This window comes from Streptomyces sp. CB02414, from assembly GCF_001905385.1.
Lineage (GTDB): Bacteria > Actinomycetota > Actinomycetes > Streptomycetales > Streptomycetaceae > Streptomyces.
In genome coordinates, this window is sequence record NZ_LIPF01000004.1 from 189469 (window position 1) to 203933 (window position 14465).

Annotated in this window: 11 protein-coding genes; 6 read left to right on the forward strand and 5 right to left on the reverse strand. The window is 70.7% G+C overall.

Annotated features, from left to right (window positions below):
- Positions 1-56 precede the first annotated feature (56 nt).
- The 3 genes from AMK11_RS14970 to AMK11_RS14980 all read left to right on the forward strand — a co-directional run bounded on the left by AMK11_RS14970 (position 57) and on the right by AMK11_RS14980 (position 4440).
- Positions 57-1067 (forward strand): LacI family DNA-binding transcriptional regulator, encoded by a 1011-nt coding sequence (locus AMK11_RS14970; RefSeq protein WP_073727188.1) that lies wholly within the window; start codon positions 57-59, stop codon positions 1065-1067.
- A 246-nt stretch (positions 1068-1313) separates the two neighbouring features.
- Complete coding sequence (locus AMK11_RS14975) at positions 1314-2378, forward strand: rhamnogalacturonan acetylesterase (protein ID WP_073727190.1); 1065 nt, start codon at positions 1314-1316, stop codon at positions 2376-2378.
- Positions 2379-2418: 40 nt separating this feature from the next.
- The gene (locus tag AMK11_RS14980; protein ID WP_073727192.1) at positions 2419-4440 is read left to right on the forward strand and encodes a glycoside hydrolase family 31 protein; all 2022 of its coding nucleotides are present in this window, start codon (positions 2419-2421) and stop codon (positions 4438-4440) included.
- Positions 4441-4469: 29 nt separating this feature from the next.
- On the opposite strand, the gene AMK11_RS14985 is transcribed toward AMK11_RS14980, so the two are convergent.
- Genes AMK11_RS14985 through AMK11_RS15005 form a run of 5 tightly spaced genes read right to left on the reverse strand, consistent with a single transcriptional unit; the run spans position 4470 to position 11293 of the window.
- On the reverse strand, positions 4470-5744 hold the full coding sequence (locus tag AMK11_RS14985) for a cellulase-like family protein (protein WP_073727194.1): 1275 nt from the start codon (positions 5742-5744) through the stop codon (positions 4470-4472).
- 39 nt (positions 5745-5783) lie between these two features.
- Entirely contained in the window at positions 5784-6686 is a 903-nt protein-coding gene (locus AMK11_RS14990) for a carbohydrate ABC transporter permease (protein ID WP_073727196.1), read from the reverse strand.
- Positions 6683-7651: a carbohydrate ABC transporter permease gene (locus AMK11_RS14995; RefSeq protein WP_241846974.1), complete on the reverse strand. Its 969-nt coding sequence runs from the start codon at positions 7649-7651 to the stop codon at positions 6683-6685. The genes AMK11_RS14990 and AMK11_RS14995 overlap by 4 nt, the downstream gene beginning before the upstream one ends.
- A complete protein-coding gene (locus tag AMK11_RS15000; RefSeq protein WP_073727198.1) occupies positions 7648-8976 on the reverse strand; it encodes an ABC transporter substrate-binding protein in 1329 nt (442 codons plus the stop codon). The genes AMK11_RS14995 and AMK11_RS15000 overlap by 4 nt, the downstream gene beginning before the upstream one ends.
- Positions 8969-11293, reverse strand: a complete 2325-nt coding sequence (locus AMK11_RS15005) for a beta-galactosidase (protein WP_241846975.1) — start codon at positions 11291-11293, stop codon at positions 8969-8971. The genes AMK11_RS15000 and AMK11_RS15005 overlap by 8 nt, the downstream gene beginning before the upstream one ends.
- Positions 11294-11540: 247 nt before the next feature.
- Here AMK11_RS15005 and AMK11_RS15010 point away from each other — a divergent pair, with 247 nt between their 5' ends.
- The 3 genes from AMK11_RS15010 to dgoD all read left to right on the forward strand — a co-directional run bounded on the left by AMK11_RS15010 (position 11541) and on the right by dgoD (position 14420).
- Entirely contained in the window at positions 11541-12272 is a 732-nt protein-coding gene (locus AMK11_RS15010) for a FadR/GntR family transcriptional regulator (protein WP_073727202.1), read from the forward strand.
- 164 nt (positions 12273-12436) lie between these two features.
- A complete protein-coding gene (locus AMK11_RS15015) occupies positions 12437-13222 on the forward strand; it encodes an SDR family NAD(P)-dependent oxidoreductase (protein WP_073727203.1) in 786 nt (261 codons plus the stop codon).
- Positions 13223-13274: 52 nt separating this feature from the next.
- Positions 13275-14420, forward strand: coding sequence for a galactonate dehydratase (gene dgoD, locus AMK11_RS15020; protein WP_073727205.1), 1146 nt, complete (start codon positions 13275-13277; stop codon positions 14418-14420).
- Positions 14421-14465 lie beyond the last annotated feature (45 nt).

Here is a 14465-nt window from a genome sequence, read left to right on the forward strand (position 1 = left end):
GAACGGTCACACGACCTGTCAATCAGCATGCAGCGACTTCATGAAGAGGAATGTGCATGAGCTCAGAACCGGCGAGGCGCAGGCCGACCATCAGGGAGGTCGCCCGACTGGCGGGAGTGTCGCACCAGACGGTGTCGCGCTATCTGCGGGCCGACGCGACCGTCAACGAGAACCTGCAGGCGCGCATCGGTCAGGCGATCGCCCAGCTCGACTACCGGCCGAACCTCGTGGCCCGTGCCATGCGCAACCGCAAGACCGGACGGCTGGCCCTGTTGATGCCGGCAGGTACCGCGGTCGGTTCCCTGGGGCTGCTCACCGGGGCGACGGCCGCAGCGCACGACGCCGGCTACATCGTCGAGGTGGTCACTCTCGGTGGTCCGGTGGAAGCACGGCCGGCGCGTGTGCTGGAGCTGGCCGACTCGGGCTTCTTCGAAGGCATGGTGTCCCTCGCCCCCCTGCCGCGGCTGCCCGACCGTGCCACGGCGGGTGGTACGCCGGTCGTCGTCTCAGCCGCCTACGACGACCAGATGCGGAGCATCGACGAACTGGCCGACGCCTCCACCGTCGCCGAGCTGGTCGAGTGGCTGGCCGCGCGGGGACACCGCAGGTTTCTGCACATCGCCGGGGACTACGCGCACACCTCGGCCCGGCGCCGCAGGGAGGTCTACCTCGACTCGATCGCGCGCCTGGGGCTCGAGTCGTACGGTGTCGCCGACTGCCACTGGCTGGCGGCCGAGGCGCGCACCGCAGTGCTTGACCTCCCCGAGGACTGCGGAGTCACCGCCGTGGTGTGTGCCAACGACCTCCTCGCCGCGGGTGCCATCCGCGGCGCGGTCGAACGAGGCTGGAACGTCCCCCGCGACCTGAGCGTCACCGGCTGGGACGACAATCCGCTCGGCGCCGTCATGGTGCCCTCCCTCACGACGGTCTCGGTCGATCACGAGTGTCTCGGCCGGCGCTCCGTCGAGCGGCTGCTGGCTGTACTCGGGCACCGGCCGCAGCCCGACCGGCACGTCCCGATCACCTCGATCGTCTGGCGCGAGTCGACGGCCGCGGTGCGGGACTGAACGGTCAGCAGCTTCCTGGCGCGGCGGTCGCCGTGCTTTTCGACGACTTGCGTGCACGACTGTTGACAGTGTGTGTGCGGCGTCTTTAGGTTCAGGCGTGGCGATCGATTGAAACGTATCAACTCCCTGTGCGCCTTGCCTGCGTCTCTCCGCCTGTTCCCACGTGCCACCGCTCCATTCGCCTGTCACCGGTTGTGTCACGAGTTCGGCGAGTTCGCCGAGTGAACGTTCACAGAGAGGTATGTCATGCGCGCACCATTCCGGTCTCCCAGAGCCACCTCCCGTCTCACCCTGCTGGCCGCGCTCACCGCCGCGACCGTCACCGCGCTGGCCTTACCGGCCCAGGCGCGCGGTGAACGTCACGCGGGCCTGTCCGGCACGTGCGTGGGCACGGCGCCGGTCGTCTGCCACTTCGACGTGCCGCCGGGCAACTACGACGTCACCGCCGTCCTCGGCGGTGCCACCGCCGGCAGCACCTCGGTCGAGGCCGAAACACGGCGCGCGATGCTTCACGAGACGGTCACGGCACCCGGCCGGCACGTCCGCCGGAGCTTCACCGTGAACGTGCGGGCCGTCGAGGGACAGCCCACGGACGACGACATCGGCACCCCCGGTCTCGATCTCCGCTTCGGCGGCTCCGCGCCCCTCCTCGAAGACGTCAAGGTCACTCCGGCGCGCCACGCGTCTCAGATTCTGCTGGCCGGCGACTCGACCGTGTGCGACCAGGCCCTCGCGCCCTGGACCGGCTGGGGGCAGCGACTGCCGCAATCGCTGCGGCGCGGCGCCGCTGTGGCCAACTACGCCGACTCCGGGGAGAGCACCGTCAGTTTCCTTGGCAACCCTCTTCTCTTCGACGCACTGGAGAGCCGCGTGCGCCGGGGCGACCTGGTGCTCGTCCAGTTGGCGCACAACGACAAGACGACCACCGCCGCCACCTACCGCGCCAACCTGACGGCCATGGCCCAGCGCGTCCGGGCCCGCGGGGGCCAGCCGGTCTTCGTCACCCCCATGGTCCGTCGCCTCTTCAATCCGGAGGGAAGGCTGACTCCGGTCGCGCAGCACGTGATGGCGGCCGACCTCCCCGCCGAGATGCGCTCACTGGCCACCGAACTGGACGTGCCGCTGATCGACCTCACCGCGGCGTCCAAGGAACTGGTGGAGGAGTTGGGGCCCGAGGCCTCCAAGGACCTGTATCTGACGGGCATCGGGGACAACACCCACACGTCCGTCCATGGCGCTGCCACCTACGCGCAGATCGTGGCCGACTCGCTGCGCGAGCAAGGACTCGTCCCGCCGCGACTGTTCCGCTGAGACCGGCCCGGGGGCCGGTCGACGACCCAGAGGACCGCTGATGACATCGTTCACCGTCGACCGTGACGCTCTGACCTGGCACGGCCCCGGCGAGACCCTGCGAGTGCAGGCGTGGGGGGAGGACAGCCTGCGGATCCGTTGCCGTCCCATGGGTGACATCCTCGACACGGAACACGCTCTGGGCCTTTCCGCGCCGGCCGAAGCCGTGATCGGCATCGACGGCGACAGCGCCGTCATCGTCAACGGCAAGATCAAGGCGGTCCTCACCACCCGCCGCGCTTTCATGGGCGTCGGCATCCCCGAGGTCGTCCACTGCCGCGTCGAGTACTTCCACCGCGACGGCCGCCCGCTGCTGCGCGAGATCAGCGGCGAGAACGCGCTCAAGCTCCAGGCCCGCCGCTTCCAGCAGATACCCGGCGGCGAGTATCGGCTGACCGCCTCCTTCGAGGCACCACGCGACGAGAAGCTCTACGGCATGGGTCAGTATCAGCAGGAGCTGTTCGACCTCAAGGGTGCCGTCTTCGAGCTGGCCCACCGCAACTCCCAGGCCAGTATCCCCTTCGTCGTCTCCAGCGCCGGCTACGGCTTCTTCTGGCACGACCCGAGCATCGGACGCGCCGGCTTCAACACCAACCGCACCGAGTGGAGCTCCGAGTGCACCAGCCAGCTCGACTACTGGATCACGGCGGGTGATACCCCGGCCGAGCTGGTCCGGCGCTTCACCGAGGTGACGGGGCGGCCGCCGATGATGCCCGAGTACGGCCTCGGCTTCTGGCAGTGCAAACTGCGCTACTGGAACCAGGAGCAGCTCCTGGACGTGGCTCGCGAGTACAAGCGGCGCGGCCTGCCGCTCGACGTGATCGTCTGCGACTTCTTCCACTGGCCGCACCAGGGCGACTTCCGCTTCGACGAGGAGTTCTTCCCCGACCCCGCCGCCATGACCGCGGAGCTCGCGGACCTGGGCGTCGAGCTAATGGTCTCCGTGTGGCCGCAGGTGGCCTTCGGTTCCGAGAACTACCGGCCCCTGGCCGACGGCAACATGCTGGTGCGCACCGAGACGGGCATCGACGTGCAGATGCGCTTCCAAGAACCGACCGTCTTCTTCGACGCCACCAACCCGGCCGCCCGCACCTACGTCTGGGAGGTGTGCAAGCGCAACTACCACGACAAGGGCGTACGGCTGTTCTGGCTCGACGAGGCGGAACCGGAGTACGAGACCTACGACTTCGCCGCCTACCGCTACCACGAGGGCCCCGCCCTCCAGGTCGGCAACCTCTATCCGAAGGCGTTCTCCCGCCTCTTCTTCGAGGGCATGGTCGCCGCCGGCCAGGACGACCCCGTCAACCTGGTCCGCTGCGCCTGGGCCGGAAGCCAGCGCTACGGCGCCCTGGTCTGGTCCGGCGACATCGGCTCCACCTGGGAGGATTTCCGCAGGCAGATCACCGCCGGGCTGCACATGGGGATCGCCGGCATTCCCTGGTGGACCACGGACATCGGTGGCTTCCACGGCGGCGACCCCGACGACCCCGCCTTCCGTGAGCTGCTGGTTCGCTGGTTCCAGTACGGCACCTTCTGCCCGGTCATGCGGTTGCACGGTGACCGCACCCCGGCGTCCGAGGTCCGCAGGGCCGACGGCACGCCGCGCTGCCCGACGGGCGCCGGCAACGAGGTGTGGAGTTTCGGCGAGGAGACGTACGAGATCCTCGCCGGCCACCTGCGGCTGCGCGAGTCGCTCCGCCCCTACCTGCGCGAACTGATGAGGGAGAGCCACGAGTCCGGCTCTCCCGTCCTGCGCGCCATGTTCTACGAGTTCCCCGCCGACGAGCGCTGCTGGGACCTGGCCGACCAGTACATGTTCGGGGCCGACCTGCTGGTGGCCCCCGTGACCCGGCCGGGCGCCCGGGAACGGACGGTCTACCTGCCCGACGGCGCACGGTGGACCAGCCTCCACGACGGCCGCGTGTACGAGGGCGGCCAGGAGGCTCTGCTCGACGCACCGCTGTCCGTCATCCCCGTCCTCGTCCGCGACGGCCGGCGCCCGGAACTGCTGGGCGCCGACTGACGCGGACGGGCGACGGGAGCCTACCCGCGCTACCGGCCCCCGCCCAGCAGGGCGTTGCACTCCCGCTGGAGTGCGATGTCACGCCACATCGCGTGCTGCGGCGCCGCGTTGGAACAGACGACGGCGCCCCGCGCCCCCGCACGGGCGGACTCGGTGACGGCCCGGCGACAGAGGGCCGCGCCGACCGGACCTCCCTCGAAGTCACTGCTGAGGGGTGTGTAGCCGACCCAGCCCTCACCGAAGACCAGGGGAACGCCGGTGTCGGCGGCCCAGTCGGCGGCCGCCCAGATCCAGAGGGAGAGGGTGGTCTCCATGGCCACGCGGTGCATGGCGTACCGGTCGTAGAGCCAGGCGTCGAAGCGGTCGGGGTCACACCAGTCGTGGACGTACACCTCGCGCGCGCCGACGATCGTGGCGTCCAGACGCCACCGGTCCTCCTTCGGCGGCAGCCAATCCTCCAGCCGGGGCGCTCCCGGGCGCAGCAGTTCTCGCTCGGCTCGCTCCTGCGGGAACGGCCGGGACGGGTCCCGCAGCGCGAAGGTGTCGAGGAGTTCACCGAGGACGCCGTAGACGTACGGGTGGAAGACCGCGACGTCCACGTCACGCGGGACACCGCGCAGAGAACCGACCGGCACCTCGGCGTAGTTGACCGTGACGGGGCGGTCCGGATGGCGCTCACGGAACCGGGCCAGTCCGCGCTCCAGGCGGGGGCGGAGCGCGAGGACGGGGTCCGCGTCGGCGGGCAGGCCGTCGGTGAGGCGGCCGGCCTGGACCTCGTTGTGCAGTTCGGTGAAGGCGATCCGGTCGTCGAAGCCGTCGTGCCCGGCGAGGAAGTCGACCAGGTCGGCGAGGGCGTCTGCCAGGGTCTCCGCGCGACGCTCCGGCTCGACGGCCATGACCGCGTCGTACCAGGAGCGGTCATCGGCGAAGGACGGTGACTGCTGGTACTCCCAGCTGGAGAGGATGACGAAGCAGTCGTGCCGCCGAGCCGCCTCGAACAGGGCAAGCAGGTGGGCGCGGGCGTCGATCTGCGCCGAAGCGCGCACGTCGTACCAGCGGACGCGCTGCCCGTAGTCACCCCCCAGTGGGCCGAGGCGCAGCCGGGTGGTGTCGAGGCCGCTCCCGAACAGCAGGAGCGGCATGGCGCAGATCCGGACGGTGTTGTACCCGCGCTCCACGGCCTCGGCGAAGGCCCGGTCGAGGTCGTCGAAGGGCTCACCGGGGCCGGTGCGGGTGTACCAGGAGAAGTCCCACAGGGAGACGGCGAGGACGGGGGGAAGATGGGCAGGCAGCGGTGTGGGCAAGGTCCGTAGGCCTTTCATGCAATTGGGGTGGTGGGTCGGTCAGCTCTTGACGGCGCCCGCGGTCAGCCCCTCGATGAGCTGCTTGCGCAGCAGGAAGAAGACGAGCAGGCTCGGAACGGCCGCGAGGACGGATCCGGCGAGTACCAGGTCGTACTGGCGGCCGGTGGCCCCGAACAGCGCCTGGAGGCCGAGTGGCAAGGTGTAGTCGTCGGGAGAACTCACCACGATCAGCGGCCAGATCAGACTGTTGTAGCTGTTGAGGAAGGACCACACGCCGAGGGCGCCGAGGGCGGGCCGCAGCAGCGGCACCACCACCCGCCGGAACAGCCCGAATTCCGTACAGCCGTCGACCCGGGCCGCGTCCAGCAGTGCGTCGGGCACGGCCTGCTCCGTGAACTGCCGCATCATGAAGATCCCGAAGGCGGGCGCCACCCACGGCACGACCAGGGCGAAGTAAGGGGTGGTCAGGTGAGCCTTGGCGAGCATGATGAACAGCGGCACCACGATCACCGCGAACGGCACCGCCAGTGAGCTGAACATGACGTGGAAGAGAACGTTCTGGCCGCGGAAGCGGTACTTGGCGAACGCGAACCCCGCCAGGGCACACAACCCGACCGCCAGCACTGTGGAGACGGCCGCCACCACGGTGCTGACGAACAGCCAGCTCCAGAACGGCTGGGCGTCCAGCAGCCCCCGGTAGTTGTCCAGGGTGGCCGGCGAGGGAAGCGGACGCGGCGGGTAGCCGAAGATGTCGCCCCGTGCCTTGAAGGACGAGGACAGTGCCCACAGCAGCGGCAGCGCGAACACCGCCAGCAGGGTGATCAGGAACGTGTACAGCAGGACCCGACCGCTCGTGGTGCGCAGGCGGCGCCCGCGCGGCGGACGGCGAGGCGGGACGGGACCGTCGGTCACGGCGGCGGGATGCGGGGCAGCGGCGGTCATCGGTCGTTCCTTCCTACGCCCAGGGCACGCATCGCGAGCTGTCCGACCAGGAAAACGGCGACGAAGAGGACCACGCCGGCCGCCGCCGCGTAACCGAGCTGCTGGCGCTGGAAACCGGCGCGGAAGATGAACATGGCGACCGACAGCGTGGACTCGCCGGGACCGCCCTGAGTGAGCAGGAACGGCTCCTCGAATATCTGCGCGGTACTGACCAGGACGGTGACCGCGACGAACGCGGTCACCGGCCGCAGCGCCGGCAGGGTGACGTTCAGGAAGCGGCGCACCGGGCCGGCCCCGTCGAGGGCCGCCGCCTCGTACAGTTCCCGCGGCACGTTCTGCAGTCCGGCCAGGAAGAACACGGTGAGGTAGCCCGTCCAGCGCCACAGCACCAGTACGACCACGCAGATCCGCGCCCAGCCGGGGCTGCCGAGCCAGTCGATGCCGCCGAACCCGAACAGTGCCTGCCCGGCCGCGTTGAGCAGACCGAACTCGTTGTCGAAGAACAGCCCGAACACCAGGGTGATGACGATGGGCGAGATCACCACGGGCATGAAGTACGTCAGCCGGAACAGGTCCCGGCCGCGCAGTCCGCGGCTGTTGAGCGCCTGGGCGATGAGCAGCGCCGCCGGTGTCACGACGCAGAGCGCGAAGACGACGTAGAAGCCGGTGTTGCCCACCGAGGTCCAGAAGCTGTCGTCCCCGAGCAGGTCCCGGTAGTTGCGCAGTCCGACCCAGCGCGGGGTGCCGAGTCCGGCCCACTCGGTGCAGGACAGGTACAGGCCGACGAGGACGGGGACGAGCAGGAAGAGCCCGTACAGGACGTAGAAGGGTGAGATGAAGACGTACGGGGCCCAGGTGCGCTGGCGGCGCGACCACCAGGAGCGTCGGTCGGGGTTCGTGCCCGTACGGGTGTCGTCGGATGTCGTGCGGGTGCCGGTCAGGGGGGCCGGTGGCGAAGCGGTCATCGTCTCACCTGCTGTCTGTAGGCGGCCAGGCCGGCCTTGAGCGCGGCGGTGGGGGAGGAGCGGCCCTTGAGCGCGTCGAGTACCGGGCCTCCGAGGACGTCAGTGAGGATCTGCATGCCGGGGGCCTGGTAGAAGAGCGGGAGGTCGGCGGCGGCGCGGCCGTATACGTCGAAGACGCGTTGCCCGCCGAGGTACGCGTCCTCGGTGGCGAGCAGTTCCGGATCCTCGTAGAGGGAGGTGAGAGTGGGGAGGAACCCGCCCGAGCGGTAGCGCAGGAGCTGGCCCTCCCGGGTGAGGTAGACGCGGCCGAGCAGTTCGAGGGCCGCGCGGGTGTGGGGCTTGTCCCTGAGGACGGTGAAGGCCGTGCCGCCCAGCGTGGAGGCGAGGTGGCCGCCGCCGGCGAAGCGCGGGAGGGTCCGCATCCGCCACCGGCCCTTCTGTTCGGGCACGTTGGCCTGGAGACCGTAGGCGTTGTACCAGTTCGGCATGGCGGTGGCTGCGAGCCGCCCCGACTTCAGAGCGGCGGCACAGGCGCTGCCGTACGGGTCGGGCAGGGCCAGCAACACGCCGGTGCGCACACCGCGGCACATGAACTCCAGTACCTCCACCGACTCCGGCGAGTCCAGGGTCAGCTCCCCCGAGGCGTCGAAGAAGGAACCGCCGCGCTGGAGCAGCAGTTGCAGGAACCCGTTGACGACGGAGCCGTTGTCACCGGTGGAGACCATGCCGAGGCTGACGCGGTGGTCGGCGTGCAGCCGCTCGCCCTGCTCGGCGAGTTCCTCCCAGGTCTCGGTGCCGGGCGCGATGCCGTACTTCTCGAAGAGGTCCTGGCGGTAGTAGAGGACGGTGACGGAGTTGTCGGAGTCGAGGCCGTAGGGGACGCCGTCCACCGTGTAGGGGGCGAGCTTGAGGAGGCCGTCGCCGAGGGGGCGTACGGTCTCTGAGAGGTCGACGAAGAGATTCTCGGCGATGCCGTAGCCCATCACTCGGGGGTACTGGTCGATGACGATGCCCGCGAGGTCCGGGGTGTCGCCGTCGGCGATCGCCTGGGCCATCAGCCGCGTGACGATGTCGGCCGGGGCGGCGTTGGTGATGTGCATCCGGTAGTCGAAGCGCGACCCACGCATCAAGGCCCGGTCCCGGACCGCCTTCTGGTACGTGGTGACGTACCCGGGGTCGTGGGTCCACAGGTCGATGTCCACCGGCCCCGAGGCGACGGGTGCCGCCGACGACGTCGCGCACGCGGTCAGAGCGGGGGCGGCCAGCAGTCCGAGGCCGAGGCCCGCGGCACCGCGCAGCAGGGTTCTGCGGCCGGGGTCAGCCATGATCGGCTCCGTCGGCGACGCGCAGGGTGGCCCGGTGCACGGGGATCAGGCTCACCCTGTCCACGGCAGCCCGCTTCCGCCCCGCCGCCAGACCGTCGCGCACCGAGGCGTCGACGTACACCTCGCTCTCCTCGGGCAGCGGCAGCACGCGGATCTCGACCCCGTGCTCGACGGCCTGCCCTGCGAAGCGGCGCAGGCCGATCTCCCAGTCCGGGCCGTACCAGAAGTGGTCGGCGACCAGCCGGCCGCCGATGTACGCGCGGGCCACGTCTCCGGTGTACGTCACCCGCAGCAGCACCTCGCCGCCGCCGGCGAACGCCTCCTGGGGGACCGTCACCCGGTACACGGCCGCCGAGTCGAAGTCCTCGTCGCGCGGGGCCGACGCCCGGTCGTGCGATCCGCCCGTGCGTGCGGGTGGGGCCGTGGCCTCGGCGCGTTCACAGCCGGCCCTGGCCTCCGCCGTGGCGCGGGGAGGGGAGAGCGGCCACCGGGTGAAGGCGCCGTCGGCGACCGGAGCACCCAGACCGCCGCCGGTGAGCGCGTCGGGCGCGGGGAGGAAGGCCAGGGACGTGGTGGACGCGGTGGTGTGCAGGCTGATCTCGTCGCCGTCGGTGACGACGAGGTCGTCGCTGAGGAGCAGCCGGTCTGTTCCCCGGACGTGGACCTTGTCGACGGTGAGAGCTTGTTGTTCGTCCAGGACGAGGACGCGTACGGGGCCGTCGGGCCCGTGGACCGTGAGCAGGGCGTCGGTGCCCGGTTGCGGCACGGAGACCAGGGTTCCGTCCGTGCCCGTGCGCACCTCGGCCGGTCCCTCCACGCGCAGGCCCGCGGGCAGCGCGAGCGTCACGGGTGTGCCGGCGGTGGCGGCCAGCACTGTCATGGGCACACCGTCCACTCCGAGCCGGGTCAGGGGCTGGGCGGTGGCCCAGTCGAGGATGACCCCTTGGCCGAGGCCGAGGCCGATCGGCCACACGAAGTGTGCGCCCGACGGGATGCTCACGGGCCGGTCGGGCAGGGTGACCGCGCGTCCGTCCGCCAGGCGCACCTGGAAGCGGACCCCGTCGTGGCGGGGCAGGGGCTCGTGAGGCTGGTGGTTGTTGACGAACAGGAAGCCGCGCTTCCCGTCCGAGCGGACCGTCCAACGCAGGGTGGTGCGGTCGTCGAGGCCGTCGGGCCTCGTCTCCGACGGCACCGGTGCCATCCGCGCCAGATCGGCCCCCCGGTCGTGCAGGAAGAGGTGGTGGGCGCGCAGGGCGAAGAAGGACGGGCGAACCTGACCGTACTCGCCCAGCGGCGCCTGGAAGTCGTACGTGACCACCGGAAGGTCATTGGGGTAGCCGGTGTCGTGCGACTCCTGGTTGGGCAACTCGTGGTCCAGGCGCTGGGAGCAGCCGTGGTACAGGTAGTAGCCCTGCCACACCGAGCCGCTGCCCAGCTTGGCCAGCGCCAACGAGGTGATGTCGGCGGCCGGGATCAGGGGCCTGCGATGATAGGCGATGGCCATCCCGCCGCCCAGCTCGCAGGTGGCGTACGGGTAGCGGAGGTCGTCCGGTCCCGTGCCCGCGGGGGCGTGGGACCTGAGATCGGCGCCGATAGCGTGGTCGTCACGGATCGGGGTGAAGAAGTAGTGGCGGCGCATGTGCCGCGCCCAGCCGTCGTGCGCCTCCTCCCAGAACGCCTCCGGGTAACCGCCGTACAGCGGCAGCAGCACGTCGGCGGGCAGATCCGCCGCGCCCCAGGCGGTCGCCGTCCACAGCGGGGCCCGCAGCCCCGCCTCCTCGGCGGTGCGTCGCAGCGTCGCCAAGTGGGCCGGCTGGTCGTACAGCTCGTTCTCGATCTGTACGGCGACCACCGGACCGCCCTCGTCGTAGGACAGACCGCGCAGCTCCTGTGCGATCCGGGCGTAGTAGGGCCGGACCAGATCCAGGTAGGCGGGGTCGTCGGTGCGCGGTACGCAGCCGGTCTCCGCCAGCCAGTCGGGGAAACCGCCGTTGCGGCACTCACCGTGCGCCCACGGACCGATCCGCATCACCACGGCCAGCCCCAGTTCGCCGCAGAGTTCGACAAAGCGGCGGACGTCGAGCCCGCCGTCGAACCGCCGGACGCCGCGGTGCTCCTCGTGCTGGTTCCAGAACAGGTACGTGGCCACGGTGTCCACACCGCCGGCCCGCATCTTGAGCAGCTCCTCGCGCCACCCGTCGGCCGGGTAGCGGCTGAAATGGAACTCACCGGTGACCGGTATCCAGGGTTGCCCGTCCCGGTACACACACCGGCTGTCCACCGACACGGGCCGCGGGGTCCCCGCGGCGCTGCCCATGGGCAGGTGTCCCGAGAGGGGAGGGGGCGGCGTGGGGGCATTCGACAAAAGCATGACGGGCGGCTCCCGTGTCAGTGGCTTGCTGAAGCGTGACTCGCTGAAGTGGGGTTCATCGTCAGTGCCGGTAACAGGGCTGTCAAGATGTATTAATAATTAATGTCCGGCGATATCATGGGCCCACGCTCGCGCGCCCGCGGCGCCCTTCCTTGCGCGCCCCGGGCGTGCTCGATGTCAAGGAGATGACGGCATGGCGGCCTACAGTGCCCGAGGTGTGCACGGACAGGTGGTGCAGTCGCTCGGAGCGCGCATCGTGGGCGGTGCCGTGCCCGAGGGGGCGACCCTGGATGTGCGGGCGCTGGGGGAGGAGCTCGACGTCAGTCTGACCGTGATGCGTGAGTCACTGAAGGTCCTGGCCGGCAAGGGCCTCATCGACGCGCGGCAGAAGCGGGGCACATTCGTCCGGGAGCGCAGGCACTGGAACCTCCTTGACGCCGACGTCATCCGCTGGCTGGTCGAGGGAGGTGCCGGTGAACAGCTGATGCGGGACCTCGCCGACGTCCGCTCCATTGTCGAGCCTGCCGCCGCGCGTCGCGCCGCTCTGTACCGGACGGACGCCGACCTGGGGGCGCTGGAGATGGCGCTCGACGCCATGGGGCGCGCCCGAGCGGACTCCGCCGAAGCCGCCGAGGCCGACGCCGCCTTTCATCGCGGCCTACTGGCGGCCACCGGCAACGAAATGCTGGCCCGCATGGACCTGTTCCTCGAACCCGGTCTGCGCGAGCGCGACCGCCTCGTTCACGCGCACGCCGCCGTCGACGACCCCGTGCCCAGTCACCGCGCCGTTCTCGACGCCGTGCGCGACGGTGACCCGGTCCGGGCCGAGCTTGCCATGTTCGACCTGCTGGCCAAGGCGGTCGAGGACCTCGGCCGGCTCACCGGCGATTCGGCTGCCTCCCGGCCGTCCGGCGGGGCCCGCTGAGCCGGCGAGCGTTGCTCGTGCACGCTGTGACCTGCGCCTCAAGCGAGGCATCTTGGCCTCGGTCAATAATTCATATTTAATAATTTCAGTGGCGCGGTCACGTTCCACCGGACCGTCCCACCCGCTCCACCTACCCGTCCACGCCGCAGCTCTCGGAGTCGCCCATGTCGTCCTCGTATCCGCAGCCTCCCCGGGCGGGGGCCCGTTTCGACGGGCGTGTCGCCGTGGTGACGGGAGCGGCCGGCGGCATCGGCGCCGCGACCGCACGGCGGCTCGCGGACGAGGGAGCCCGCGTCCTCGTCGCCGACATCGACACCGCGGAGGGCGAGCGCACGGCGCGCGCCATCCGGGACGCCGGCGGCCAGGCGCTCTTCCACCGCACCGACGTGAGCGACGAAGCGTCCTGGGCCGCGGCGCTGGACGCCGTTCGCGGCGCCTACGGCCCCGTCTCCGCTCTGGTCTCCAACGCCTACGCCGTGCGCGTCGCCCCGGCCCACGCCACGACGCTCGACCAGTGGAACCAGCAGCTCGGCGTCACCCTCACCGGAGCCTTCCTCGGCTTCAGGGCATGCCTGGAGGACCTGCGCGCCACCCGTGGCGGCGCCGTCCTGATCTCCTCCGTGCACGCCCTCGTCGGACTTCCGGGCCGCCCCGCCTACGCATCCGCCAAGGCCGGACTCACCGGCCTGGCACGCCAGTTGGCCGTCGAGTACGGACCGGACGTCCGGGTGAACGCCCTGCTGCCCGGTCCCGTCCTCACCCGTGCCTGGGACGGCATCGGTGAGGAGGACCGACGTGCCAGCGCGGAACAGACCGTGGCCGGCCGGCTCGGCCGACCCGAGGAGGTGGCCGGCGCCACCGCCTTCCTGCTGAGCGACGACGCCTCCTTCGTGACCGGCGCCTCGCTGGTCGTGGACGGCGGCTGGAGTGCGTACAAGACCTCGTCCTGAGAACGCGCCCGTCCGCGGCGGGCACCCGCGCCCGGCCGCACCAAGGAGAAGCATGAAGATCACCCGCGTCGAGACGTTCGCCGTGCCGCCGCGCTGGCTGCTGTGCCGTGTCGAGACGGACGACGGCGTCGTCGGCTGGGGCGAGCCCATGGTCGAGGGCCGTGCGGCCACTGTTCGCACCGCCGTGGAAGAGCTGTCCGAACTCCTCGTCGGTCAGGACCCGTTGCGTATCGAGGACCACTGGCAGACCATGACCAAGGGGTCGTTCTACCGTGGCGGCCCCGTACTCTCCAGCGCGGTCGCCGGACTCGACCAGGCGCTGTGGGACATCGCCGGCAAGGTGTACGGCGCTCCCGTGTACCAACTGCTGGGCGGCCCCGTGCGTGACCGGGTTCGGGCCTACACCTGGGTCGGTGGCGACGAGCCCGGCCAGATCGCCGAAGCGGTCCGGGAGCAGGTGGAGGCGGGTTTCACCGCCGTCAAGATGAACGCCAGCGGCCGGATGAACCGGCTGGCGACCGTCCGCGACATCGACGAGGTCGTTTCCCGCGCCGCCGCCGCCCGCGAGGCGCTCGGGGACGACCGGGATTTCGCCGTCGACTTCCACGGCCGCTTCACGGTCGCCAACGCCGCCAAGCTGCTGCCGCACCTCGCCCCGTACAACCCGCTGTTCGTCGAGGAACCCCTGCTCCCCGAGTACACCCACCGGTTGCGGGACCTGACCGCGTCGTCCCCCGTACCGCTGGCCCTCGGCGAGCGCCTCTACTCGCGCACCGACGTCCTGCCCGCCCTCACCGCCGGAGTGGCCGTCCTCCAGCCCGACCTCTCGCACGCTGGCGGCATCTCCGAGGTCCGCCGGATCGCCGCGCTCGCCGAGACCTTCGACGTACTCCTGGCGCCGCACTGCCCGCTGGGGCCCGTCTCGCTCGCCGCCAGCCTCCAGGTCGCCTTCGGCACCCCGAACTTCCTCATCCAGGAGCAGAGCATCGGCATCCACTACAACGTGGGCGCCGGTCCGCTGGACTACCTGGTCGACACCACGCCGCTGCGCTTCCACGACGGACACCTGCTGCGCACCACCGCCCCCGGTCTAGGCATCGAGGTGGACGAGAAGGCGGTACGCGCCGCCGACGACACCGTCGAGGACTGGCACAACCCGCTGTGGCGGCACACCGACGGCTCCTTCGCCGAATGGTGACCCCGCCCGCAGACCCCCGCTCGACCCCGACCCTTCCGGACGTGA

Excerpts from the sequence above, each read along its gene's own strand:
- AMK11_RS15010 (WP_073727202.1), top strand. The coding sequence starts at position 11,541 with ATGGCGGCCTACAGTGCCCGAGGTGTGCACGGACAGGTGGTGCAGTCG.
- AMK11_RS15000 (WP_073727198.1), bottom strand. The coding sequence starts at position 8,976 with ATGGCTGACCCCGGCCGCAGAACCCTGCTGCGCGGTGCCGCGGGCCTC.
- AMK11_RS14975 (WP_073727190.1), top strand. The coding sequence starts at position 1,314 with ATGCGCGCACCATTCCGGTCTCCCAGAGCCACCTCCCGTCTCACCCTG.
- dgoD (WP_073727205.1), top strand. The coding sequence starts at position 13,275 with ATGAAGATCACCCGCGTCGAGACGTTCGCCGTGCCGCCGCGCTGGCTG.
- AMK11_RS14990 (WP_073727196.1), bottom strand. The coding sequence starts at position 6,686 with ATGACCGCCGCTGCCCCGCATCCCGCCGCCGTGACCGACGGTCCCGTC.
- AMK11_RS15015 (WP_073727203.1), top strand. The coding sequence starts at position 12,437 with ATGTCGTCCTCGTATCCGCAGCCTCCCCGGGCGGGGGCCCGTTTCGAC.
- AMK11_RS14980 (WP_073727192.1), top strand. The coding sequence starts at position 2,419 with ATGACATCGTTCACCGTCGACCGTGACGCTCTGACCTGGCACGGCCCC.
- AMK11_RS14995 (WP_241846974.1), bottom strand. The coding sequence starts at position 7,651 with ATGACCGCTTCGCCACCGGCCCCCCTGACCGGCACCCGCACGACATCC.
- AMK11_RS15005 (WP_241846975.1), bottom strand. The coding sequence starts at position 11,293 with ATGGGCAGCGCCGCGGGGACCCCGCGGCCCGTGTCGGTGGACAGCCGG.
- AMK11_RS14970 (WP_073727188.1), top strand. The coding sequence starts at position 57 with ATGAGCTCAGAACCGGCGAGGCGCAGGCCGACCATCAGGGAGGTCGCC.